This is a genomic window from Pacificoceanicola niger (genome assembly GCF_048553275.1).
GTDB lineage: Bacteria > Pseudomonadota > Alphaproteobacteria > Rhodobacterales > Rhodobacteraceae > Pacificoceanicola.
The window spans coordinates 87,000-106,458 of sequence record NZ_JBLZMW010000018.1 but is presented as its reverse complement, the minus strand read 5'-3'; the positions used below and the strand labels follow the sequence as shown (position 1 = coordinate 106,458).

Annotated in this window: 22 protein-coding genes and 1 pseudogene; 6 read left to right on the top strand and 17 right to left on the bottom strand. The window is 63.9% G+C overall.

The features are described 5' to 3' along the window. Positions 1-153: 153 nt before the first annotated feature. The 4 genes from ACN2XU_RS19940 (at position 154) to ACN2XU_RS19925 (ending at position 4,402) form a co-directional block, all read left to right on the top strand. Positions 154-1,341 carry a glycine C-acetyltransferase gene (locus ACN2XU_RS19940; protein ID WP_419412102.1) on the top strand — a complete coding sequence of 396 codons (1,188 nt, stop codon included), beginning with the start codon at positions 154-156 and terminating at the stop codon, positions 1,339-1,341. 14 nt (positions 1,342-1,355) lie between these two features. Further along, positions 1,356-2,408 carry an L-threonine 3-dehydrogenase gene (gene tdh, locus ACN2XU_RS19935; RefSeq protein ID WP_419412118.1) on the top strand — a complete coding sequence of 351 codons (1,053 nt, stop codon included), beginning with the start codon at positions 1,356-1,358 and terminating at the stop codon, positions 2,406-2,408. A gap of 154 nt (positions 2,409-2,562) precedes the next feature. After that, the gene (locus ACN2XU_RS19930) at positions 2,563-3,108 is read left to right on the top strand and encodes a peroxiredoxin (RefSeq protein WP_419412101.1); all 546 of its coding nucleotides are present in this window, start codon (positions 2,563-2,565) and stop codon (positions 3,106-3,108) included. A gap of 241 nt (positions 3,109-3,349) precedes the next feature. After that, complete coding sequence (locus ACN2XU_RS19925; protein ID WP_419412100.1) at positions 3,350-4,402, top strand: NAD(P)-dependent alcohol dehydrogenase; 1,053 nt, start codon at positions 3,350-3,352, stop codon at positions 4,400-4,402. A gap of 22 nt (positions 4,403-4,424) precedes the next feature. Here the strand turns inward: ACN2XU_RS19925 and ACN2XU_RS19920 are convergent, their stop codons facing one another. The 9 genes from ACN2XU_RS19920 to phnG are packed head-to-tail and all read right to left on the bottom strand — an operon-like array spanning position 4,425 to position 11,253. Next, positions 4,425-5,618 (bottom strand): alpha-D-ribose 1-methylphosphonate 5-triphosphate diphosphatase, encoded by a 1,194-nt coding sequence (locus ACN2XU_RS19920; protein ID WP_419412099.1) that lies wholly within the window; start codon positions 5,616-5,618, stop codon positions 4,425-4,427. A 1-nt stretch (position 5,619) separates the two neighbouring features. Continuing rightward, the gene (gene phnN, locus ACN2XU_RS19915) at positions 5,620-6,216 is read right to left on the bottom strand and encodes a phosphonate metabolism protein/1,5-bisphosphokinase (PRPP-forming) PhnN (protein ID WP_419412098.1); all 597 of its coding nucleotides are present in this window, start codon (positions 6,214-6,216) and stop codon (positions 5,620-5,622) included. Then, positions 6,213-6,896 (bottom strand): phosphonate C-P lyase system protein PhnL, encoded by a 684-nt coding sequence (gene phnL, locus ACN2XU_RS19910; RefSeq protein ID WP_419412097.1) that lies wholly within the window; start codon positions 6,894-6,896, stop codon positions 6,213-6,215. Before phnL ends, phnN begins: the two co-directional genes overlap by 4 nt. Positions 6,897-6,908: 12 nt before the next feature. Further along, the gene (phnK, locus tag ACN2XU_RS19905; protein ID WP_419412096.1) at positions 6,909-7,676 is read right to left on the bottom strand and encodes a phosphonate C-P lyase system protein PhnK; all 768 of its coding nucleotides are present in this window, start codon (positions 7,674-7,676) and stop codon (positions 6,909-6,911) included. Beyond that, entirely contained in the window at positions 7,673-8,530 is an 858-nt protein-coding gene (locus tag ACN2XU_RS19900) for an alpha-D-ribose 1-methylphosphonate 5-phosphate C-P-lyase PhnJ (RefSeq protein ID WP_419412095.1), read from the bottom strand. The genes phnK and ACN2XU_RS19900 overlap by 4 nt, the downstream gene beginning before the upstream one ends. Continuing rightward, entirely contained in the window at positions 8,527-9,117 is a 591-nt protein-coding gene (locus ACN2XU_RS19895; protein WP_419412094.1) for an HAD family hydrolase, read from the bottom strand. The genes ACN2XU_RS19900 and ACN2XU_RS19895 overlap by 4 nt, the downstream gene beginning before the upstream one ends. Then, complete coding sequence (locus ACN2XU_RS19890) at positions 9,114-10,202, bottom strand: carbon-phosphorus lyase complex subunit (protein ID WP_419412093.1); 1,089 nt, start codon at positions 10,200-10,202, stop codon at positions 9,114-9,116. The genes ACN2XU_RS19895 and ACN2XU_RS19890 overlap by 4 nt, the downstream gene beginning before the upstream one ends. Beyond that, positions 10,202-10,798, bottom strand: coding sequence for a phosphonate C-P lyase system protein PhnH (gene phnH, locus ACN2XU_RS19885; protein ID WP_419412092.1), 597 nt, complete (start codon positions 10,796-10,798; stop codon positions 10,202-10,204). The genes ACN2XU_RS19890 and phnH overlap by 1 nt, the downstream gene beginning before the upstream one ends. After that, positions 10,798-11,253, bottom strand: coding sequence for a phosphonate C-P lyase system protein PhnG (phnG, locus tag ACN2XU_RS19880; protein WP_419412091.1), 456 nt, complete (start codon positions 11,251-11,253; stop codon positions 10,798-10,800). The genes phnH and phnG overlap by 1 nt, the downstream gene beginning before the upstream one ends. Positions 11,254-11,335: 82 nt before the next feature. Between phnG and phnF the strand changes: the two genes are divergently transcribed. Next, positions 11,336-12,046, top strand: coding sequence for a phosphonate metabolism transcriptional regulator PhnF (phnF, locus tag ACN2XU_RS19875; RefSeq protein ID WP_419412090.1), 711 nt, complete (start codon positions 11,336-11,338; stop codon positions 12,044-12,046). A 55-nt stretch (positions 12,047-12,101) separates the two neighbouring features. Here phnF and ACN2XU_RS19870 read toward each other — a convergent pair. The 8 genes and pseudogenes from ACN2XU_RS19870 to cysE all read right to left on the bottom strand — a co-directional run bounded on the left by ACN2XU_RS19870 (position 12,102) and on the right by cysE (position 18,781). Further along, positions 12,102-12,714, bottom strand: a pseudogene (locus tag ACN2XU_RS19870) (LbetaH domain-containing protein). Positions 12,715-12,717: 3 nt separating this feature from the next. After that, positions 12,718-13,359 (bottom strand): SDR family NAD(P)-dependent oxidoreductase, encoded by a 642-nt coding sequence (locus ACN2XU_RS19865; protein ID WP_419412089.1) that lies wholly within the window; start codon positions 13,357-13,359, stop codon positions 12,718-12,720. Next, the gene (gene phnE / locus ACN2XU_RS19860) at positions 13,359-14,678 is read right to left on the bottom strand and encodes a phosphonate ABC transporter, permease protein PhnE (RefSeq protein ID WP_419412088.1); all 1,320 of its coding nucleotides are present in this window, start codon (positions 14,676-14,678) and stop codon (positions 13,359-13,361) included. Before phnE (ACN2XU_RS19860) ends, ACN2XU_RS19865 begins: the two co-directional genes overlap by 1 nt. A gap of 13 nt (positions 14,679-14,691) precedes the next feature. Beyond that, positions 14,692-15,573 carry a phosphonate ABC transporter, permease protein PhnE gene (gene phnE, locus ACN2XU_RS19855; RefSeq protein WP_419412087.1) on the bottom strand — a complete coding sequence of 294 codons (882 nt, stop codon included), beginning with the start codon at positions 15,571-15,573 and terminating at the stop codon, positions 14,692-14,694. A 138-nt stretch (positions 15,574-15,711) separates the two neighbouring features. Continuing rightward, positions 15,712-16,617, bottom strand: a complete 906-nt coding sequence (gene phnD / locus ACN2XU_RS19850; protein WP_419412086.1) for a phosphonate ABC transporter substrate-binding protein — start codon at positions 16,615-16,617, stop codon at positions 15,712-15,714. Between the two features lie 37 nt (positions 16,618-16,654). Further along, entirely contained in the window at positions 16,655-17,476 is an 822-nt protein-coding gene (gene phnC / locus ACN2XU_RS19845) for a phosphonate ABC transporter ATP-binding protein (protein WP_419412085.1), read from the bottom strand. A 167-nt stretch (positions 17,477-17,643) separates the two neighbouring features. Beyond that, on the bottom strand, positions 17,644-17,922 hold the full coding sequence (locus tag ACN2XU_RS19840; protein WP_419412084.1) for a hypothetical protein: 279 nt from the start codon (positions 17,920-17,922) through the stop codon (positions 17,644-17,646). A gap of 46 nt (positions 17,923-17,968) precedes the next feature. Then, on the bottom strand, positions 17,969-18,781 hold the full coding sequence (cysE, locus tag ACN2XU_RS19835; RefSeq protein WP_419412083.1) for a serine O-acetyltransferase: 813 nt from the start codon (positions 18,779-18,781) through the stop codon (positions 17,969-17,971). A gap of 272 nt (positions 18,782-19,053) precedes the next feature. Between cysE and ACN2XU_RS19830 the strand changes: the two genes are divergently transcribed. Then, the gene (locus ACN2XU_RS19830) at positions 19,054-19,452 is read left to right on the top strand and encodes a rhodanese-like domain-containing protein (RefSeq protein WP_419412082.1); all 399 of its coding nucleotides are present in this window, start codon (positions 19,054-19,056) and stop codon (positions 19,450-19,452) included. Positions 19,453-19,459: the final 7 nt, after the last annotated feature.

Sequence of the window (19,459 nt, the reverse complement as noted above, 5' to 3'; positions counted from 1 at the left end):
CCTCGTTCTGGCCGCGTCGGGGATTACATCGACAGACATCGGATGCGACGCGCATCCGATTTGACGGATATAAATCCGTGATGCGGGAATCCTCCATTGCGGATTTCCCTCCGTGATGATAGATCGCCTGTATGCAACTCAAGGAGTCCCCCCATGTCTTCCGCTTTCCTGACCCAGATGACTAAAACCCTCGCAGAAATCGACGCCCAGGGACTGATGAAGCGCGAGCGCATGATTACCTCAGCGCAGGGCGCCGAGATCGCGGTGGGCGCGCGGGATGTTCTCAACCTGTGTGCCAATAACTACCTTGGGCTTGCGGATCATCCGGACCTGATCCGAGCGGCGCAGGACGTGATGGCGGACAAGGGCTTTGGCATGGCTTCCGTGCGCTTCATCTGCGGCACGCAAGACATTCATCGTGACCTGGAACAGGCACTGGCCCGCTTCCTGAAGAAAGACGATGCGATCCTCTTCGCCGCCTGCTTCGACGCAAACGGCGGGCTGTTCGAGCCGCTGCTGGGGCCGGAAGACGCCATCGTCTCGGACAGTCTCAACCATGCCTCGATCATCGACGGCATCCGCCTGTGCAAGGCGCGGCGCTACCGCTATGCCAACAACGACATGAACGATCTGGAGGCCAGACTGCGCGAGGCGCGGGATGCGGGCGCGCGGCATGTGATGATTGCCACGGACGGCGTGTTTTCCATGGACGGCTACCTGGCCAACCTGCCGGAGATCACACGATTGGCGCAGGCTTATGATGCGGTGGTGATGGTCGATGATTGCCACGCCACCGGCTTCATGGGGCCGCGCGGAGCGGGAACGCCGGATCATTTTGGCGTCGATGTGGACATCCTGACCGGCACGCTGGGCAAGGCGCTGGGGGGCGCGTTGGGCGGGTATATCGCGGGACCGCAACCGGTGATTGACCTGCTGCGCCAACGCGCGCGGCCCTATCTTTTCTCCAATGCGCTGCCGCCGTCAATCGTGGCCGCCGGGCTGGAAGCGATCCGGCTGGTCGAGAACGGGCAGGGCCTGCGGGAGCGGCTCTTTGACAATGCCCGATACTGGCGAAAGGGGTTGAGCGACCTCGGCTTTGACCTGCTGCAAGGGGAGCATCCGATCATCCCGGTGATGCTGGGCGAGGCGCCTTTGGCGCAGAAGATGGCGGCGGGGCTGTTCGAAGAGGGGGTCTATGTCTCCGGCTTCTTTTATCCGGTGGTGCCGCATGGCAAGGCGCGGATCAGGACGCAGATGAACGCAGCGTTAACGCAGGAACAGCTGGACCGTGCGCTTGCGGCCTTTGCCAAGGTGGGCCGGGATCTGGGAGTGATTTCATGAGCTTGCCAAACACGATGAAAGCGCTGGAAAAGTCCCACCCCCGGGAGGGGCTGTGGGCGGTGCAGGCGCCGGTGCCGGAAATCGGACCCGACGAGGTGCTGATCCGCATCAATGCCACGGGCATTTGCGGCACCGATATTCATATCTGGAACTGGGACGACTGGGCGCAGGCGACGATCCCCGTGCCGATGATCACCGGGCACGAGTTCGCCGGCGAGATCGTCGAAATCGGGCGGGATGTGAAGGGGCTGGAGATTGGCCAGCGGTGCTCTGGCGAGGGGCATGTGGTCGGAACGGAAAGCCGTCAGAGCCGCTCCGGCAAATTTCACCTCGATCCCGGCACGCGCGGGATTGGCGTGAACGTGCAGGGGGCCTTTGCCGAGTACCTCAAGCTGCCGGCGTTCAACGTGGTGCCGCTGCCGGATGACATCCCGGACGAGATCGGCGCAATTCTCGACCCGCTGGGCAACGCGGTGCATACGGCGCTGAGCTTTGATCTGCTGGGCGAGGATGTGCTGATCACCGGGGCCGGTCCGATTGGCATCATGGCCGCCGCCGTCGCGCGCCACGCCGGGGCACGGCACGTGGTGATCACGGATATCAATCCGGACCGGCTGAGTCTGGCCGAGCATGTGGTGCGCAACGTGCGTGCGGTGGACGTGCGCCACGAGGCGCTGCCCGATGTGGTCCATGAGCTGAAAATGAAACAAGGCTTTGACGTGGGCCTTGAGATGTCGGGATCGCAGCAGGCGCTGGATCAGATGGTCGAAAACATGATCATGGGTGGCAAGATCGCGCTCTTGGGCATTCCGCCGGGCAAGTCGCCGGTGGACTGGTCACGCATCGTGTTCAAGGCGATCACGATCAAGGGGGTCTATGGCCGCGAGATGTTCGAGACATGGTACAAGATGATCGCCATGCTGCAAAACGGTCTGGACGTGAGCCGGGTGATCACGCACCGGTTCGATGTGGCGGACTTCGAGCAAGGCTTTGCCGCGATGAAATCCGGGCAGTCCGGGAAGGTCGTTCTGAATTGGCGCAAGGGGATTGGCCGCAACGCAGTTTAGAACGTGACTGGTCTACAGGCCAGAGTCCTGTAATTCGCATTATGGTAAGTGAGTGGCTCAGCATTGCACATGGCGAAAACCGGCTATGCAATAGCGGGCCTCTGCTGCGCTGCAGAAATTCGTTAGGGTCGGCCCGAACGAACAGGAGACCCAGATGAAACCCGATACCAAACTTCCCGACGTCACCTTCCACACCCGTGTGCGAGACGAGAGCATCGGCGGTTCGAATCCGTTCCGCTGGGAAGACAAGACGACCGCTGATTATTTTGCCGGCAAGCGCGTGATCCTGTTCTCGCTGCCCGGGGCCTTCACGCCCACATGCTCGACCTATCAGCTGCCGGGCTTCGAGGACAATTTCGAGACGTTTCAGGCGCAGGGAATCGATGCGATCTACTGCCTTTCGGTCAACGACAGCTTTGTCATGAACCAATGGGCCAAGGCGCAGGGCATCCAGAACGTGCAGGTCATCCCCGATGGCTCCGGCGAGTTCACCCGCAAGATGGGCATGCTCGTGCACAAGGACAACCTCGGCTTTGGCGTGCGGTCGTGGCGCTATGCGGCCATCGTCAAGGATGGTGTGATCGAAGCGTGGTTCGAAGAGCCGGGCCTGATGGACAACTGCCCGGACGATCCTTATGGCGAATCCTCGCCGGAAAACCTGCTGGGCTATCTCAAGGGTGAGGCCGTCGCGGCGGAGTGATCGCAAGAGTCGGAAGATCCGCAAGGAAAACCGAGCCCCGCCCGGAGCGATCCGGCGGGGCTTTTTCATGACGCTGAACAGTGTCCACACGATCGGCTGTGCGCTGCGCGCAGGCAATCTAGCCTCGCGCGGCTCTGATCTCTTCCGGTCGGCTTGGCGGTCCCTCGCGCCATCATTGACCGTTTGCCTGTGGTGCGGTCCGCGATTATCCTGAGCCGGGACAATCACGTCCGGAGCCGCAATGAAATCCCTCGTCCTCGAAAAGCAGCACGACCTCAGCCTGCGGGACTTTCCCGAAATCGCGCGTGCGGAGGAACAGCTTGGCCCGCGCGATGTGCGGATCAAGTTGCATACGGTGGGAATCTGCGGCTCTGACGTACATTATTACACGCACGGGCGGATCGGTCCCTTCGTGGTGACCGAACCGATGATCCTTGGCCACGAGGCGGCGGGCACCGTGATCGAGACCGGCGCCGAGGTCACCGGCCTGCGCGTCGGCGACAGGGTTTGCATGGAGCCGGGCATTCCCGATCCGCATTCAAAGGCCACGCGGCTTGGCCTGTATAACATTGACCCGGCTGTAAAATTCTGGGCCACGCCGCCGGTGCACGGAATTCTGCGCCCGACCTGTGTGCATCCCGAAGCCTTCACCTATCGCCTGCCGGACACCGTGAGCTTTGCCGAAGGGGCAATGGTCGAGCCGCTGGCCGTCGGGGTTCATGCGGCGACAAAGGCGCGTGTGAAACCGGGCGATGTGGGCGTCGTTCTGGGCGCCGGGCCGATTGGCCTCGTGACCGCGCTTGCGGCGCTCGCGGCAGGCTGTGCACGTGTCTATGTTGCAGATCTGGCGGAGAAAAAGCTGGAAATCGCGGCGGGGCTCAGTCCGGCCATTGTGCCGGTCAACGTCACGGGCGGCTCGGTCGCGGAGCGGGTGTTGCGGGACACGGACGGATGGGGCGCCGATGTTGTGTTCGAGGCCACGGGATCGCCACACGCGGCCAGGGGCGTCTTCGAGCCGCTCGCGCCCGGTGGCTGTGTTGTGATGATCGGCGGGCAGCCGGACCCGATCCAATACGATGCGGGTGCGGCAATGATCCGCGAAGCGCGGGTCGAAAACATCTTTCGCTATGCGCATGTCTTCCCCCGCTGCCTCGGGATGCTGAGTTCGGGCGCGATTGACATAAAGCCCTTGATCACCCGCACCTTCGATTTCAACGACAGCGTGGCGGCCTTTGAGATGGCGGCGGCCGCACCGCCCGAAGATGTGAAGATGCAGATCGCATTGCCGCAGTAATACACCAGCCGGGGCGCCGGTCTTAGCCGACCTGCCTGCCCCGGCTCCAGACGCCGCGCAACAGCGGGGTGCCCTGATGGGTGCCGACCCGCAGCAGATCGCCGCGCAGCCCAAGGCGCAACGCGCCACGATCGTTCAGCCCCGCCGCCTCGGCCGGTGCCGCTGTGACCGTGCGCATGGCGCGCGGCAGATCCTGCCACAGGTCCCGCAACCGGAACGCCGAGAGCAGAAGCGCCGAGGGCACATAGTCAGAGGAGACGATGTCAAGAAGGCCCAGTTCCGCGAGCGTCAAAGCCGAGACATTGCCCGAATGGGAGCCGCCCCGAATGATGTTCGGCGCGCCCATCATGATGGCGATGCCCTCCTCTCTGCAGGCCTCCGCGGCCTCCACGGTGGTCGGGAATTCGGCAAAACCAACACCGTTGCGAGCCGAACCGGTGACCTGCGCGGCGCTGGTGTCGTCGTGGCTCGCCAGAACCGCGCCGAGACGGCGGGCCTCGACAACGGCCCCGGCTTCGTGGCGCTCGCCATTCCGGGCCTGCAGCCCGAGCAGGTGCGCAATATGGGCCTCGAACTCCGCATCGGTCATGTTGCGCTTCTTGGCGACGTACTGCTTGAGTTTGGACAGATCGCGAAACTGCCGCTGACCGGGGGTATGATCCATCAGGCTGACAATGCCGACGCGGTCGTCGGCTGTGAATTCCGCCATTTCCTCCAACAGGGTTTCCGAACAGATCTCGGCACGAAGGTGCAGGAAATGGCTGATACGCAGAGCGCCCGCAGTCCGCAGGCCGGTAATTTCGGAGGCCACGGCGCGGGCGTATTGGCCGTAACCCGCCTTCCCCGTGTGAATGGACCCGGCGCGCAGGGCGTCGAAGACCGTGGTGATCCCGGCGGAGGCCAGTTCGCCATCGTGCGATAGGATCGCGGACAGATGCGGCCAATCCACGCCCGGGCGCGGCTCCAGATGGCGCTCCAGATTGTCGGTGTGCAATTCGACAAGACCCGCCGTGACATGATCGCCCATGCAGTCGATTGCGCCATCAGGGCAGCGATCGCCTTCGGCAATCTCCGTTATGATTCCGTCCTCAATGGTGATCGACCCGGTCATTTCGCGCTCGGGCAGGACAAGCCGGGCGTTGGCGAGGCAGACGGAGCCCGTGGTGAGCGCATCCTGCGAGGACGCCAGATCGGCGGAGAAGAGTGGAGAGTTCATGTCACGTCAGTCCCGGTTCGCGGTTCATGGGATGCCCGGTTCGGGCGGTTTGGTCAGACCCGTCGCCGCCGCCATGCAACAAGGCAAGGGCGCGCGCGGCGGTCTGTTCCAGCGGTCCGTCGTTGGCGACGCAAAGGGCCGGTATCCCGGCGGGCAGCGCAAACTCCGCTCGGGCAAGCCGCGTTGCGATCATGGCCGCATCCTCGCGGCCCCGGCTGGCCAGCCGCGCGGCGAGCGTCTCAGGCGAGGCCGTCAGGTGCAGTACGGTGAGCGCGGGAAACACCCGTTGCGCTTCAGCAAGGACCCCGCGCGAAAGGTTCGCCATGCGGTCCGCGCCGCCCTGCACATCGTGCAATGTGGCCAACGGAATACCATAGCGCAGCCCGTGCGCCTCCCAGTGCAGGCAAAACGCCCCCGCATCCCGCAACGTGTCAAACGCGTCCCCGCTCACTGGCTGGTGACTCTCGCCGTCCGGATCGGGCGCGCGGGTGATGACCCGGCGCACCAACCCGATGGGCGCACGGGCGGCAATCGCCTGCATGACGCTGTCCTTGCCCACACCGGACGGGCCAACGACCGCGATCAGACGGCCGGTCATGCCGCCCGCCGTGGGCTGAAGTCCGAGACGTCGATTTCGCGGTCGCACACGCGCGCCCGCGCGGTCTCGTCATGGAAAATCCCGACAATCGCCGCCCCGCGCGACTTGGCTTCTTCGATCAGGCTCAGGACAACCTCACGGTTTGCGGCGTCGAGGCTGGCCGTCGGTTCATCGAGCAGAAGCGCGGGATACGGGTTGGCAAAGCCGCGCGCGATGTTCACGCGCTGTTGCTCACCGCCAGAAAAGGTCGTGGGCGACAGGCTCCAGAGCGTTTCGGGGATGTTGAGTTGAGCCAGAAGCGCGGCGGCGCGATCCCGGGCGGCCGCGGCCTCCATTCCGACCGCGCGCAGTGGCTCGGCGACAACATCCAGCGTCGGCACACGGGGCACGACGCGCAGGAACTGGCTGACATAGCCCAGAACCTCGCGGCGCAGTTGGATGATTTCGCGCGGTGCTGCGCGGGCCACGTCAAGATCACCGACCATGATCCGCCCCGACGCGGCAAGGTAATTACCATAGAGCATCCGCATCAGCGTCGATTTTCCCGCGCCGGAGGAGCCGGTCAGCGCCACGCATTCGCCCTTGGCCACGGACAGCGTTGCCCCCTCCATCACCCGGATAACCGCGCTGCCCTGATTGTGCAGGGTGAAGGTCTTGCTCACGTTCTGAATGTCGATCATTGGCTGTCTCCCTCAGACCTGCAGCACGCTGGACACCAGCAACTGCGTGTAGCCATGTTGTGGATCGTCCAGCACCTGATCGGTCAGGCCCTGTTCCACCACGTGTCCGGATTTCATCACCATCAGCCGATCCGCCAGCAGCCGCACCACCGCCAGATCGTGGGTGACGATGATCGCGCTCAGCCCCATGTCGCGGACCAGCCCGCGCAGCAGGTCGAGCAGCCGGGCCTGAACGCTGACGTCCAGACCGCCGGTCGGCTCATCCATGAAGACGAGGCGCGGCCCGGTGACGAGATTGCGGGCAATCTGCAGGCGTTGCTGCATGCCGCCCGAAAAGGTGGTGGGACGGTCGTCGATGCGGCCTTCGTCGATCTCGACCCGTTCCAGCCAGTCGGCGGCCTTGCCGCGAATGTCGCCATAGTTGCGGGCGCCGACAGCCATAAGGCGTTCGCCGACGTTGCCTCCGGCGGAAACCCCCATACGCAGCCCATCGCGGGCATGTTGGTGGACAAAGGCCCAATCCGTACGGCCCAGCATCCGGCGCTCCGGCTCGCTCATGGCGAGGGTGTCGCGCGGGCCGGTTCTGGTGTCGAACATCACCTTGCCGGTGTCGGGCGTCAGATGACCGGCCATGCAGTTCAGCAAGGTCGACTTGCCCGAGCCGCTTTCGCCGACGATACCCATGACTTCGCCGGGATAGAGATCGAACGACACGTCCTTGCAGCCGATATGACTGCCGTAGCGTTTCGACAGGCCCTGAACAGAGAGAAGCGGTGTCATGCGGCATCCTTTCCGCGAAAGCCTGCCGCTTGCCGGGCCTCGCAATAATCCGTGTCCGAGCAGACGAACATGCGCCCGCCTGCGTCGTCGGTGATCACTTCATCGAGGTAACTGTCCTCGGCGGCGCAAAGCCCGCAGGGGTGATTGGCCTTCGACGCTTCGAACGGGTGATCCTCGAAATCGAGGCTGATCACCTGCGTGTAGGGCGGCAGAGCATAGATGCGCTGCTCGCGGCCGGCGCCAAAGATCTGGATCGCGGCGTTATCCGACATCTTGGGGTTGTCGAACTTCGGGATCGGCGAGGGATCCATGACATAGCGCCCCTCCACCTTCACCGGATAGGCATAGGCGGTGGCGATATGGCCATGGCGGCTGATGTCCTCATAGAGTTTGACGTGCATCAGGCCGTATTCCTCCAGCGCGTGCATCTTGCGGGTCTCTGTCTCGCGCGGTTCGAGAAAACGCAGCGGCTCCGGGATCGGCACCTGATAGACAAGGATCTGCCCCTCGCGCAGCGGCTCTTCCGGGATGCGGTGACGGGTCTGGATGACGCTGGCGTCGCTGGTTTTCGTCGTGGTCTCGACCCCCGCGGTACGCTGGAAAAAGCTGCGGATGGAGACGGCGTTGGTGGTGTCATCCGCGCCCTGGTCGATGACCTTGAAGCGATCGTCGGGCGTCAGCACCGCAGCGCTGACCTGCACGCCGCCGGTACCCCAGCCATAGGGCATCGGCATTTCGCGGCTGGCAAAGGGCACCTGGTAGCCGGGAATGGCCAGCCCCTTGAGAATGGCGCGGCGGATCATGCGCTTGGTCTGTTCGTCGAGATAGGCGAAATTATAGGCTTGGTCGGTCACAGCAGCCCCCGTTCGGTCAAGGCAGTTTCGAGCGCGGCGGCGCCGGTGAAGTGGATCGCATCCATGCCGATGCTGCGCGCGCCATCGCAGTTCGCGTCCTTGTCGTCGATGAATACGCAGTCCTGCGGCGCGAGGCCGGCAAGGTCGCAGAACAGGCGATAGATTGCGGGATCGGGTTTGATCAGCTTTACATCGCCCGAGACCACCAGCGTTTCGAAAATCTCGCCGAGGCGGGGATGCGCTTTCAGCCCTTCGGGCCAGGTTTCCGAAGACCAGTTTGTGATCGCATGCAGCGCAACGCCCTTTGCGATCAGCCGGTCCACCAGCGCCCAGCTGCCCGGCACCGCGTCGGCCACGGTCAGCGCGTAGCGCGTCACGTATTGGTTCAGCCGTGCGCTGTCGTCTGGATCGTTCAGTTCGGCGGCAAGATCGGCAAACCGTGCGCCATGATCGGCGCGCAGGTTGCGGTCGGCAAAGTCGATGCGGGTCAGAAAGGCCTCCGCCTCGGCACGGTCCATTTCGGGCCACGCCAGATGCGGTTGCCAGTCGACCAGAACGTTGCCGATGTCAAAGACAACCTGTTTCATTCCGCCGCCTCCGGCACCGCGTCCGCCCCGGCCTCCCGGCGCAGCTTGCGCACCAGCTCCAACTCGGACTGGAAATCGACGTAATGTGGCAGTTTGATGTGTTCGAGAAAGCCGGTCGCCTGAATGTTGTCGGCGTGGTAGAGTACGAATTCCGCGTCCTGTGCCGGGGCGCCCTCGAAATCTTCGCCCAGTTCCTCCCACCGAAGCGCCCGGTCCACGAGCGCCATGGAAATCGCCTTGCGCTCGGTCTGGCCGAAAACAAGGCCATAGCCGCGCGTGAACTGCGGCGGTTCGGTCTTGGAGCCCTTGAACTGGTTCACGGTCTCGCATTCGGTGACCGTGATCTCACCAATCTCGACGGCAAAGCCAAGCTCGGGGATGTCCATCTCGACCGGCACGGTGCCGATGCGCAATTCCCCGACAAAGGCGTGGTTGCGGGCATAGCCGCGCTGAGTCGAATAGGCCATGCCGAGTGTAAAGCCCTCATCGGCACGGGCCAGGGCCTGCAGGCGCAACGCGCGGCTGGCGGGCAGCTCCAGCGGATCGCGGGTCAGGTCGGGCGGCGGCGTGTCGTCGTGGGGGGCCTCTTCGATCAACCCTTCACGGTTCAGGAAGTCGGTGACATGGGGGACCGGCGCGGGCGTGGCCTCGCGGCGCGGCGCCTCCGGCACGCCCCCATCTGCGGCCAGTTTGAAATCCAGCAGGCGGTGCGTGTAGTCGAAAGTCGGTCCGAGCACCTGCCCGCCGGGCAGATCCTTGAACGTCGCGGAGATGCGGCGGTCGCAGGTCATCCCGGCGGTGTCGATGGGCTTTGAGCCACCAAAGCGCGGCAGTGTCGTGCGATAGGCGCGGATCAGAAAGATCGCCTCGATCAGATCGCCACGGGACTGCTTGATCGCCAGAGCGGCCAGGTCAGGATCATAGAGCGAACCTTCGGCCATGACGCGATTGACCGCGAGCGAGAGCTGTTCGCGGATCTGCGCGAGGCTCAGCGCGGCGACCGAGGGATCGCCCCGGCGCTCCTCGGCGAGCCAGGCGTGGGCGTTTTCGATGGCGCGCTCGCCACCCTTGACGGCAACATACATCAGCGCACCTCGCTTGCGCCCATCGGCGCGTTGACTTGGGTGGATCGGGGAAGCGCGGCGAGGCGGTCGCCGCAGGTGAAGACGAAATCAAGCCCAAGCGGGAACAGCGTGTGGTTTTGCACAAATGCGTCAATGCCGGTTTCGGGCAGGGACAGGGTCTCTTGGGTTCGGATACCCGGCCCGGTCAGCCGCGCGCCCCCGGTGTACAGATGCGTGGTTTCGACGATCAGAGTCGCGGAGCGATCCGGATAATCCGGCGTGCCGATCGGATAGGCGTCGAGCGGCAAAAGGTCCGGCCAACGGCCGAGCGCAAAGGCGCAATCCCGCGGCCCGACCAAGGGCGCGCCGATGTGAAAGGCGATCCATTGCTTCACGGCGCTGTCGGCCATGTCCCCCGCGAGATAAAGCGGCGTGTCGGCATCGCAGAGCGTCAGCAGAACGGTTCCGGCGGCGGTGGACAAAGGCGCGGGCGGCGATGCGCCGTCAACGCTGTGGATCGTGCCGGGCATGGCCACGGCGGTCATCACGCCACGAAACACCTCGGCGGATTGGCGCGCGGGATCGGCAAAGCCGCCATCCAGTGCGGTGATGGTCATCAGTCTTCCCCTCGAACCATGGTAAAGAAGTCCACCTTCGTCGCGGCGGCCTTGGCCGCGCGACGGGTCTTTGTGGCGCTGGCCTCGGCCTCAAGAGCGTCCAAGAGTGCGGCGCGTAGTCGGTCCGCCGCGCCGGTCTGCATCAGCGCATCGACAAGCGCCGCTGCCTGTGCGTCATCCTTGTTGCGACCCTGGATGTAGGCGTGCCCCACGGTGCCATCGGCCAGCCGCAGCGCACAGCGCGTCACGGTGATTTCTCCAAGATTGAAGGCCGACCCGGTGCCGCCTGCCCGGCCGCGCACCATGGTGCTCCCAACCTCCGGCGCGCGCAGCCACTCAAACGCGGGTAGCGGTCCGAATGCCTTGAGCAGCTCTGAAACGCGGCCTTGCGGGGCGCGGGCCAGACGGCTCATCCAGGTCTTTCGGGCCATGTTTGGGTCGAATTCGTCTCGCATCTCGACAAATCTTCCATTTCCTATACAACTAGACTTATTATCGCAGACGCCGACCCATCCGGCGAGTCAGAAAGTGTGAAATTTGCGTGACAAAACTCCCCTATGGTCCGCGATCGCGGGCGCGCTGCGCGAAGATATCGCCGAGGGACGCTATGCCGCCGGTGACAAGCTGCCGACCGAGGCGCAGATGGCCGACCGCTTCGGCGTGAACCGGCACACGGTCCGCCATGCGCTGGCCTCGCTGGTCGAGGCCGGGCTGGTCCGGACCCGGCGCGGCTCTGGCGCTTTTGTCGCCGCGCGGCCCACGGATTATCCCATCGGGCGGCGCGTGCGGTTTACAGAGAACCTGCGCCGCGCCGGACGTCTACCGGGGCGCGAGGTGCTGCTTCAGGAGGTGCGCGCCGCCACAGAGGGGGAGGCGGCGGCGCTGGAAATCGCGGCGGGCGCGCGGGTGCTGGCGAACCACGGGCGATCTCTCGCAGATGGGCAACCGGTGGCGATTTCGGAATCGCTCTACCCGCTGGACAGGCTGCCAGGCCTGCCCGAGGCGCTGGCCGAGGCGCGCGGCGTCACCCATGCTCTGCGCGCCATCGGCGTGACAGACTACATCCGCGCCTCCACCCGGATCACCGCCGTGGTGGCCACGGCGACGCAGGCAGTCCAGTTGCAGGTCACCGAAGGAGCGCCGCTGCTGAAGACAACGAGCTTGAACGTCGACCCCAAGGGGGTGCCGGTCGAATTTGGCCGGACATGGTGGGCCGGGGACCGGATCACGCTGACTTTGGAGGAGTAGCGGGCGTTTGGGGTGGAGGCCCCGGATCAGGTCCGGGGCTGCGACGCCAAAGCCATCACTCGTATCGCTCCAGAAACGCTTCGGCGGTCAGCTCGCGGAAATCCGGCAGCGCCATGCGCAGCGCGTCATGGCTCCAGTCCCACCAGGCAAGCGCGATCAGACGGTCGGCAATCGCCGGGGGGCTGGCGGTGGCGCAAGACCCGCGCCGGAGTTCCGGCGACGATGGTGTAGGGCGCGACATCCTTCGTGACCACGGCCCCGGCGGCGACAACCGCACCATGGCCCAACGTGACCTCCGGCTTGACCATCGCGCCCGCACCGATCCAGGTGTCATGCCCGATGTAGACAAGACGCGCACGGCGATGGGCAAAGAAGGCGTCATCGCGGTCCGCATCGTCCCAGTAATCGTCCGAGCGATAGAGGAAATGGTGACAGGCGGCAGTATCAAGCGGATGGTCGGTGGCGCCGATCCGGCTGAAGGCAGCGATATTGGCGAACTTGCCGATGCGCGCATTGGCGATATCCGCGTAACGGTCGCAATAGCTGTAATCATCAAGGCTGGAATGTGCGATGCGGCTGCTGCGTCCGATTTCCGTGTAACAGCCAAAGGTACTGCCGGTGATCTCGCAGTCGGGATGAAGAAGGACATCTTCGTTCAGGCGCGGCATGGGTCAGAACGCCCTTTCTTCGCCGGTGAAGCAAAAGAATTTCCCGGTGTCGGCGAGAGACAGGCGGTCGGCGATGTCGAGAATGCCGCGCGCCACCACGTCGGGGCTTTCGTCTGCCCCGGCTCCGCCCATGTCGGTCCGGACCCAGCCGGGATCGACCAGCGCCACCGGTATGCCGTCCGGCTCCAGCATGGTGGCCAGCCCCTGCATAACCTTGTTCACCGCCGCCTTGGAGGCGCGATAGGCAATGCGATCGGCCTTGCGGTACCCCATGAATGCCATCTGGGAGGAGATGGTCAGGATTTTGGGGGCATTGCTCTGGCGCAGCCCCGGTAGAACGGCCTGCGCCACCGCCAGCGGGGCCAGTGTGTTGATGTGAAGGGTCTCGGCGAAGCCCTCGAAATCCATATCCAGCGGCGATTGTCGGTCCGGCCCGATGACGCCCGCGTTGTTGATGAGGATATCCACGGGGCCGATACCGTCCAGCGCGGTTTTGATGCCGGTTACGTCACTCAATTCCAGCGCAATCGTGCCATCCTGCCCGCTGCGTGTGGTGCCCGTGACATCGAAACCGCGCTCCGCCGCCTCGCCCGCCAACGCGCGCCCGATGCCGCGATTGACGCCGGTGATGAGGACCCGCACCATCAATGCCCCTCCCGGCTGCCGATCAAACGCGCGCGCAGCTTGCCCGAGAGCCAGTCCATCAGCATGACCATGAGGATCACAAGCACGATGTAATAGGCGACCTCTTCCCAATCCTTCTGGGTCTGGATCGCCTGCGTCAGCAAAAGGCCGATGCCGCCGCCGGTGATCGCGCCGATGATGGTGGCGGAGCGGGTGTTGGATTCGAGGAAATAGAGCACCTGGCTGAGCAGCACCGGAACGATCTGCGGGATCACGCCGAAGCGGATGCGCTGCACCGGGTTGGCGCCCGTGGAGGCGATGCCTTCAACCTGTTTGGCGTCGGTGTTTTCCAGCGCTTCGGAGAATATCTTGCCGAAGGTGCCGCTGTCCGTCACCAGGATCGCCAGCGCGCCGGTCATCGGGCCGGGGCCAAAGGCACGGGCAAGAACCACGGTCCAGATCAGCGCATCGACCCCGCGGACGAAATCGAACACCCGGCGCATGGCAAACCGTACGGCCATCAGCGGTGCAAAGCGTTTGGCGGCAAGGAAGGCCAGCGGCAGGGCGATAATCGCCGCCCCGAAGGTGCCGAGAAACGCCATAAGCAGCGTCTCGCCCATCGCCCAGGCCACATCGCCGTGCCGCCACATCGGATTGCCCCAGAAATCCGCCCAAGCGCCTTTGAGGTTCGAGCGGTCCGGATCGAGGCGGTCGCCAAAGAGGATCTCGGTCGGGGACCGGTCGTAATACGGGCTGTCGAAGGTATAGAAAAACAGCTCCCACCCCGGGAAATAGTTGAAGATCTCCGTCTTCGAGCGGGTGATGGTGATGCGGCCCTCCGGCGTTGTGAGGCTGACGCGCGTGCGCGACGCGTTAATCCAGTCGGGGACCTCCTCGGGCAGGTTGGTCATGATGGACCGCCCGTCGAAATGCGCTTCGATCAAGCCGAAGCCGGGCACGTCGATTTCCGTGGCATTGCCCGGCAGCAGGCGCACGACATAGCCTTTGCCAAGATCAACGGTGGTAATGGCATCGCCGGTGACCCACGCGGGGCGGGTGCCCTCGGGATAAGCGCCCTTGCGCTCGCCCTCGACGCTGTACTCGATGCCGCCGGAGCGGTGGTCGCGAGTCACATGAATCTTGTAGGACCAGCTGTCGGAGGCCAGAGTTACAGCATTGTCCCAGCGGGCCCGCTGCGCCAGTCCCATGATATCGAAGGCAAAGAAGATATAGGTCAGATAGGCCAAAACCACGGCGGGCATGGCAAGGGCTAACAGTCGCTTGCGCGCAAACAGACGGTCAGCCTCGTCCTGCATGAGGCTCAGGGTGGCGGTGGTCATGGGGTGGCCTCCTTCAGGCATGCCCGCCGGCCTGACCGTCGGTCAGACGGTTGCGCAGGCGGCTGGACAGTTGATCGAACAGGACGATGGAGCCGAAGAGCAGGATGAAAATGGCTGCTGCCTCGTCAAAGCGCCCCGGCCCCCAGGCCATGGCGTTGCGCAGCTCATAGCCAAGCCCCCCTGCCCCGACAAAGCCGAGGATGGCAGAGGCACGGATGTTGATCTCGAAGCGCAGCAAGCCATAACTCAGGAAGTTCGGAGCGACCTGCGGCAGCACGCCAAGCCACATGCGTTGCAGCCATGTGGCCCCAGTGGAGGCAAGACCCTCGACCGGTTTGAGATCGGCATTCTCGGCCACTTCGGAGAACATCTTGCCAAGCGCCCCGGCGGTATGGATGGCAATGGCGATCATCGCCGGAACCGGCCCGCCGCCCAGAACAAAGATCAGCACCAGCGCGATGACGATCTCCGGCACCGCCCGCATGATGTCCATGCCGCGCCGAAACAGCGGCGTAAGCCGTGGCCAGCGGGCCAGCCCGCGCGTCGAAAGCAGAGCCAGAACCGTCCCGGCCAAGGCGCCAAGGAGCGTGGAGACGGCGGCGATGTTCAGGGTCTCGACCAAAGCCGGAAAGAATTTCACGATCAGCGCGGGCAGGTCCGCGCGTTTCTCCCAGGCCTCGGACAGCACGTCGGCGGGATAATCCCCGAGATGCGCCAGCCCGTCCCAGAAGCCGCCGGCATTGCGGTCATCGGCCACGACGAAACCCGACACCATGAGCAACACGAAAATCAGCAGGGTCAACCCGCCGTAAAGGCGCTTGCGCTGCACCTGCTCCATGTAGTCGGACTGAATGCGCGACACGGGAGCCGGTCCGCTGGCGGTGATGTCTGTCATGTAAGGGAACCTTGGTAGAGGATGCCCGCGCCGGAGCCGCGCCGCTTACCCGGCAGGACCGGAGGCGTGCGGAAGTGACCGATACGGACGAAAAACGATGCCGGGAGCGTCGCCCCCGGCACCGGCATCAGGGCGGGATCAGCCGCCGATCTTCGCCTTGCGGGCTTCGATCACGCTCTCATAGGTCGAATGTTCGACCGGCATGAAGCCGAGGGTTTCACCGGCAGCCACGCCATAGGCGCAATCGGGGTCGGTTTCATACAGGTTGTCGACCAGCGTCGTCATTTTCGCCTTCACGTCCTGCGGCAGCGACTTGCGCAGCACCACCGGACCTTCAGGGATAACCTTGGACTGCCAGATCTGCACCAGCTCGTTCATGTCGACGAGACCCGCGTCCACCGCCTTGCGCAGCGCGCCGGAGTTGTAGCCATCTTCCCAGTTGCCCTGCGCATCGGCCCAGGTCACGCCACCGTCGATGTCCCCGTTGAAGACAGCGACGATGGTCTGTTCGTGACCGCCGGTGAACTTCACTTCACCGAAATAGTCGCCGGATTCCATCGTGTGGCCGGTGGCCTGCGGGATCTCGATCGAGGGGATCAGATAGCCGGAGGTCGAATTCGGATCACCAAAGCCGAACACCTTGCCCTGCAGGTCTTCAAGCGAGGTGACGCCGCTGTCCTTGCGGGCGAAACCGATGGAATGATAGCCGATGGAGCCGTCCATGTTCTGCTTGACCAGCACCGGTTCGACCGCTTCGGGGTCCTGCAGGTAGGTGGCGGCATAGGACGACGCGCCAAGCCATGCCATGTCCAGCGTACCGCCGAGCAGGCCCTGGATCACGCCGTTGTAGTCAGCGGGGGCAAAGATCTTGACCTCGACGCCCAGCTCGTCTGCGGCATAGTCTTGCAGGCAGGCATAGGAATTCATGCGGTCCTGGGCGTTTTCCCCGCCCAGCACACCGATGCGGAATTCGGTGATGTCCTGAGCCTGCGCGGCACCGGCCAGCGCGGTGGTGGTCAGGGCAAGTGCGATCAGCTTTTTCATCATGTTCTCCATTGATGAGTGTTGTAATTCAGTCAGATCAGACGAGCGCGTCGGCGCGGGCGATGGCCGCCAGTTCGCTGTCGAGCGTCTCGATTTCGGTGGAGGTTGCGGCTTCGGAAAAATCCGCGCCCGCGCCATAGATTTCCCGTGCCATGCCGGTGGTCAGCTGGTCGGGCGTGCCGTCAAAGACGATCCGCCCGTCGCGCATCCCGATGACCCGGTCACAATAGCGCCGAGCGGTATCAAGCGTGTGCAGGTTGCAGATCACCATGCGCCCGTCTTCTTCGTGAATGGTGCGCAAGGCTTTCATCACGATTTGCGCGTTCATCGGATCAAGGCTGGCGATCGGCTCATCGGCAAGGATCACCGCCGGGTCCTGCATCAGGGCGCGGGCAATGGCGACGCGCTGCTGCTGACCGCCCGACAGCGCCTCGGCGCGTTTCGGGGCCTGCTCGGCAATGCCAAGCCGGTCGAGGATCTCGATGGCGCGGTGAATGTCCGATTGCGGGTACAGATTGAACAGCGTCGACAGGGTCGAGCGCCGGTTGAGCGTGCCATGCAACACGTTAGACACCACATCCATGCGCGGCACGAGGTTGAATTGCTGAAAGATCATCGCACAGCGGCTTTGCCAGTCGCGCCGCGCCTTCCCGGTCAGGCCGGTGACGTCGAGCCCGTCGAACAGGATCGTGCCATCGGTCGAATCCGAAAGCCGGTTCAGCATCCGCAACAGCGTCGATTTGCCAGCACCAGAGCGGCCGATCACGCCGATCATGGTGGGTTCTTCGACGACAAAACTCGCCATATCAACGGCGTTCTTGTCGCCAAAACGCTTCGTCAGATTTTCGACCTTGAGCATTGCGCCCCCCGGATGATTTCCGGGCGGTGCTACAGAGCGCGGACGTCAGTTCCTTGACAGTTCGGCTTCAGTTTTGTGTCCATACGGTAAAAGATATATGACAATCGACTGGAGCGAACGGTCCGCGTCCGACCCTGTTTTCCCGCAGTGTCAACGTCTTGCGTCGCTCAGGTGCCACTTTCCTGCCAGTAGTCGCCCATGGCGACGATGCACGATTGTCCGGAGGAATAGCGGATCACCATAGTCCAGTCGCCCGCTGCGTCGGCCCAGACCTCGACAACCTCTTCGGGATTGCGCAATCCGGACGCAACCCTGGCGCTTTGCAGGCGCTGCGTGAGTCGCTCGGTCATGTCCGCTGTGGGCGAACAGATCACCTCGCCAATCGGGCTGCCCGACAGCGCGGGCGGTGCAACAAGCGCGAGAAGGAAGAGACACAGAATCCGCATGCATGAAATTGTAACGGGATCATGACAAAAATCTACTAATTTGCGCTCAAAGCGATTGGTCCATGCTTTCGGCCGGGGCCAGCCCGGCGTCGTGGATGCGCACGATCTGCGCCGGTATCCCGGCCACGGTGCAATTGGGCGGCACGTCCTTCAGAACGACACTGCCCGCCGCGACCTTGGCGTTCGCACCGATCTGGATATTGCCGATGATCTTGGACCCGGCGCCTAGCATCACGCCGCGCCGCACCTTTGGATGGCGGTCGCCCTCTTCCTTTCCGCTGCCGCCGAGGGTGACGTTCTGCAGGATCGAGACATTGTCCTCCACGACCGCCGTCTCTCCGATCACGACGCCGGTAGCATGATCGAACATGACACCAAGGCCGATGCGCGCGGCCGGGTGGATGTCGACGCCAATGGCGACGGACACCCGATTGGACAGCCAGAGCGCCAGCTCTCGCCGCCCGCCGTGCCAGAGCGCGTGAGCGATGCGGTAGGCCTGCACCGCCTGAAAGCCTTTGAGATTGAGAAAGGCCTGCAAATAGGACTCGCAGGAAGGATCGCGGCTTCGGATGGCAAAGAGATCCTCTTGCGCCGCGCGGACAAGGGCCGGAGCGCGGCGCAACTCTTCGACGAACAGAACGCGCAAGCGATCGGTGCCGAGGCAGGGCGTCTGCAGCGCGTCGGCCAGCCGCGCGCCAAGCGCGAGGGCAAGGTCGCCGCCCCCCGGAAAATAGGTGGACAGCATCGGCGCCAGCACCGCCTCGCGGGTGGCCAGGTCTCGGGCCTCTTCATGCAATGTCCCCCAATCGGGCGGCACGGCGAGGCCGGTATCGGCGGACGGGGAGAATGAAACGGTCATGGCAAGCGTGTCCTTCGGTGGGCTGGGTCATCTTGGTGGTGGCGATCGCCTGTCTTGGGGCAATCTGCACTGAAAGCCTACGCTGCCAGGGCTTGGCCACCACCCCCCTCAATTGGGGGGCTACATTTCGGCACCCTTTTCGGGGGAATATCCTCAGGACGCAGAATCCCCTAGCGTGAGGACAAGCCGGCGCTCCGGCCCCAAGCACAAGGACTCTGCGCCGGATGAATGAACAACGGACCGACCAGACCAAAGCGAAAGGGACAGACCCAATGGATATAGAACAACTGTTGCACTACCAGAAAAAGCTCGCCTACGAGATGGACAGCTGGGACACCTATGTCGCGCTGCAGGAAGAAGGCTCTGACGTTGTCGTCGTCGATGGCCGATCCGCCGAGGCCTACACCAAGGAGGCAATCCCCGGCGCCATCAACTTGCCGCACCGCGAGATCTGCGTGAAATCCACCGCCTATCTCGACAAGTCGAAGACCTACGTCTGCTACTGCGACGGCATCGGATGCAATGCGTCCACGAAAACCGCGCTGAAGCTGATGACGCTTGGTTTCAAGGTCAAGGAACTGATGGGTGGTCTCGATTGGTGGATCCGCGACGGCTATGCCACCACCGGCATCGAAGCGCGCGAAGGCACCGAAGTCACCTGCGGCTGCTGATGCTTTC

Excerpts from the sequence above, each read along its gene's own strand:
- ACN2XU_RS19940 (WP_419412102.1), top strand. The coding sequence starts at position 154 with ATGTCTTCCGCTTTCCTGACCCAGATGACTAAAACCCTCGCAGAAATC.
- tdh (WP_419412118.1), top strand. The coding sequence starts at position 1,356 with ATGAAAGCGCTGGAAAAGTCCCACCCCCGGGAGGGGCTGTGGGCGGTG.
- ACN2XU_RS19930 (WP_419412101.1), top strand. The coding sequence starts at position 2,563 with ATGAAACCCGATACCAAACTTCCCGACGTCACCTTCCACACCCGTGTG.
- ACN2XU_RS19925 (WP_419412100.1), top strand. The coding sequence starts at position 3,350 with ATGAAATCCCTCGTCCTCGAAAAGCAGCACGACCTCAGCCTGCGGGAC.
- ACN2XU_RS19920 (WP_419412099.1), bottom strand. The coding sequence starts at position 5,618 with ATGAACTCTCCACTCTTCTCCGCCGATCTGGCGTCCTCGCAGGATGCG.
- phnN (WP_419412098.1), bottom strand. The coding sequence starts at position 6,216 with ATGACCGGCCGTCTGATCGCGGTCGTTGGCCCGTCCGGTGTGGGCAAG.
- phnL (WP_419412097.1), bottom strand. The coding sequence starts at position 6,896 with ATGATCGACATTCAGAACGTGAGCAAGACCTTCACCCTGCACAATCAG.
- phnK (WP_419412096.1), bottom strand. The coding sequence starts at position 7,676 with ATGACACCGCTTCTCTCTGTTCAGGGCCTGTCGAAACGCTACGGCAGT.
- ACN2XU_RS19895 (WP_419412094.1), bottom strand. The coding sequence starts at position 9,117 with ATGAAACAGGTTGTCTTTGACATCGGCAACGTTCTGGTCGACTGGCAA.
- ACN2XU_RS19890 (WP_419412093.1), bottom strand. The coding sequence starts at position 10,202 with ATGTATGTTGCCGTCAAGGGTGGCGAGCGCGCCATCGAAAACGCCCAC.
- phnH (WP_419412092.1), bottom strand. The coding sequence starts at position 10,798 with ATGACCATCACCGCACTGGATGGCGGCTTTGCCGATCCCGCGCGCCAA.
- phnG (WP_419412091.1), bottom strand. The coding sequence starts at position 11,253 with ATGCGAGACGAATTCGACCCAAACATGGCCCGAAAGACCTGGATGAGC.
- ACN2XU_RS19865 (WP_419412089.1), bottom strand. The coding sequence starts at position 13,359 with ATGGTGCGGGTCCTCATCACCGGCGTCAATCGCGGCATCGGGCGCGCG.
- phnE (WP_419412088.1), bottom strand. The coding sequence starts at position 14,678 with ATGACCACCGCCACCCTGAGCCTCATGCAGGACGAGGCTGACCGTCTG.
- phnE (WP_419412087.1), bottom strand. The coding sequence starts at position 15,573 with ATGACAGACATCACCGCCAGCGGACCGGCTCCCGTGTCGCGCATTCAG.
- phnD (WP_419412086.1), bottom strand. The coding sequence starts at position 16,617 with ATGAAAAAGCTGATCGCACTTGCCCTGACCACCACCGCGCTGGCCGGT.
- phnC (WP_419412085.1), bottom strand. The coding sequence starts at position 17,476 with ATGCTCAAGGTCGAAAATCTGACGAAGCGTTTTGGCGACAAGAACGCC.
- ACN2XU_RS19840 (WP_419412084.1), bottom strand. The coding sequence starts at position 17,922 with ATGCGGATTCTGTGTCTCTTCCTTCTCGCGCTTGTTGCACCGCCCGCG.
- cysE (WP_419412083.1), bottom strand. The coding sequence starts at position 18,781 with ATGACCGTTTCATTCTCCCCGTCCGCCGATACCGGCCTCGCCGTGCCG.
- ACN2XU_RS19830 (WP_419412082.1), top strand. The coding sequence starts at position 19,054 with ATGGATATAGAACAACTGTTGCACTACCAGAAAAAGCTCGCCTACGAG.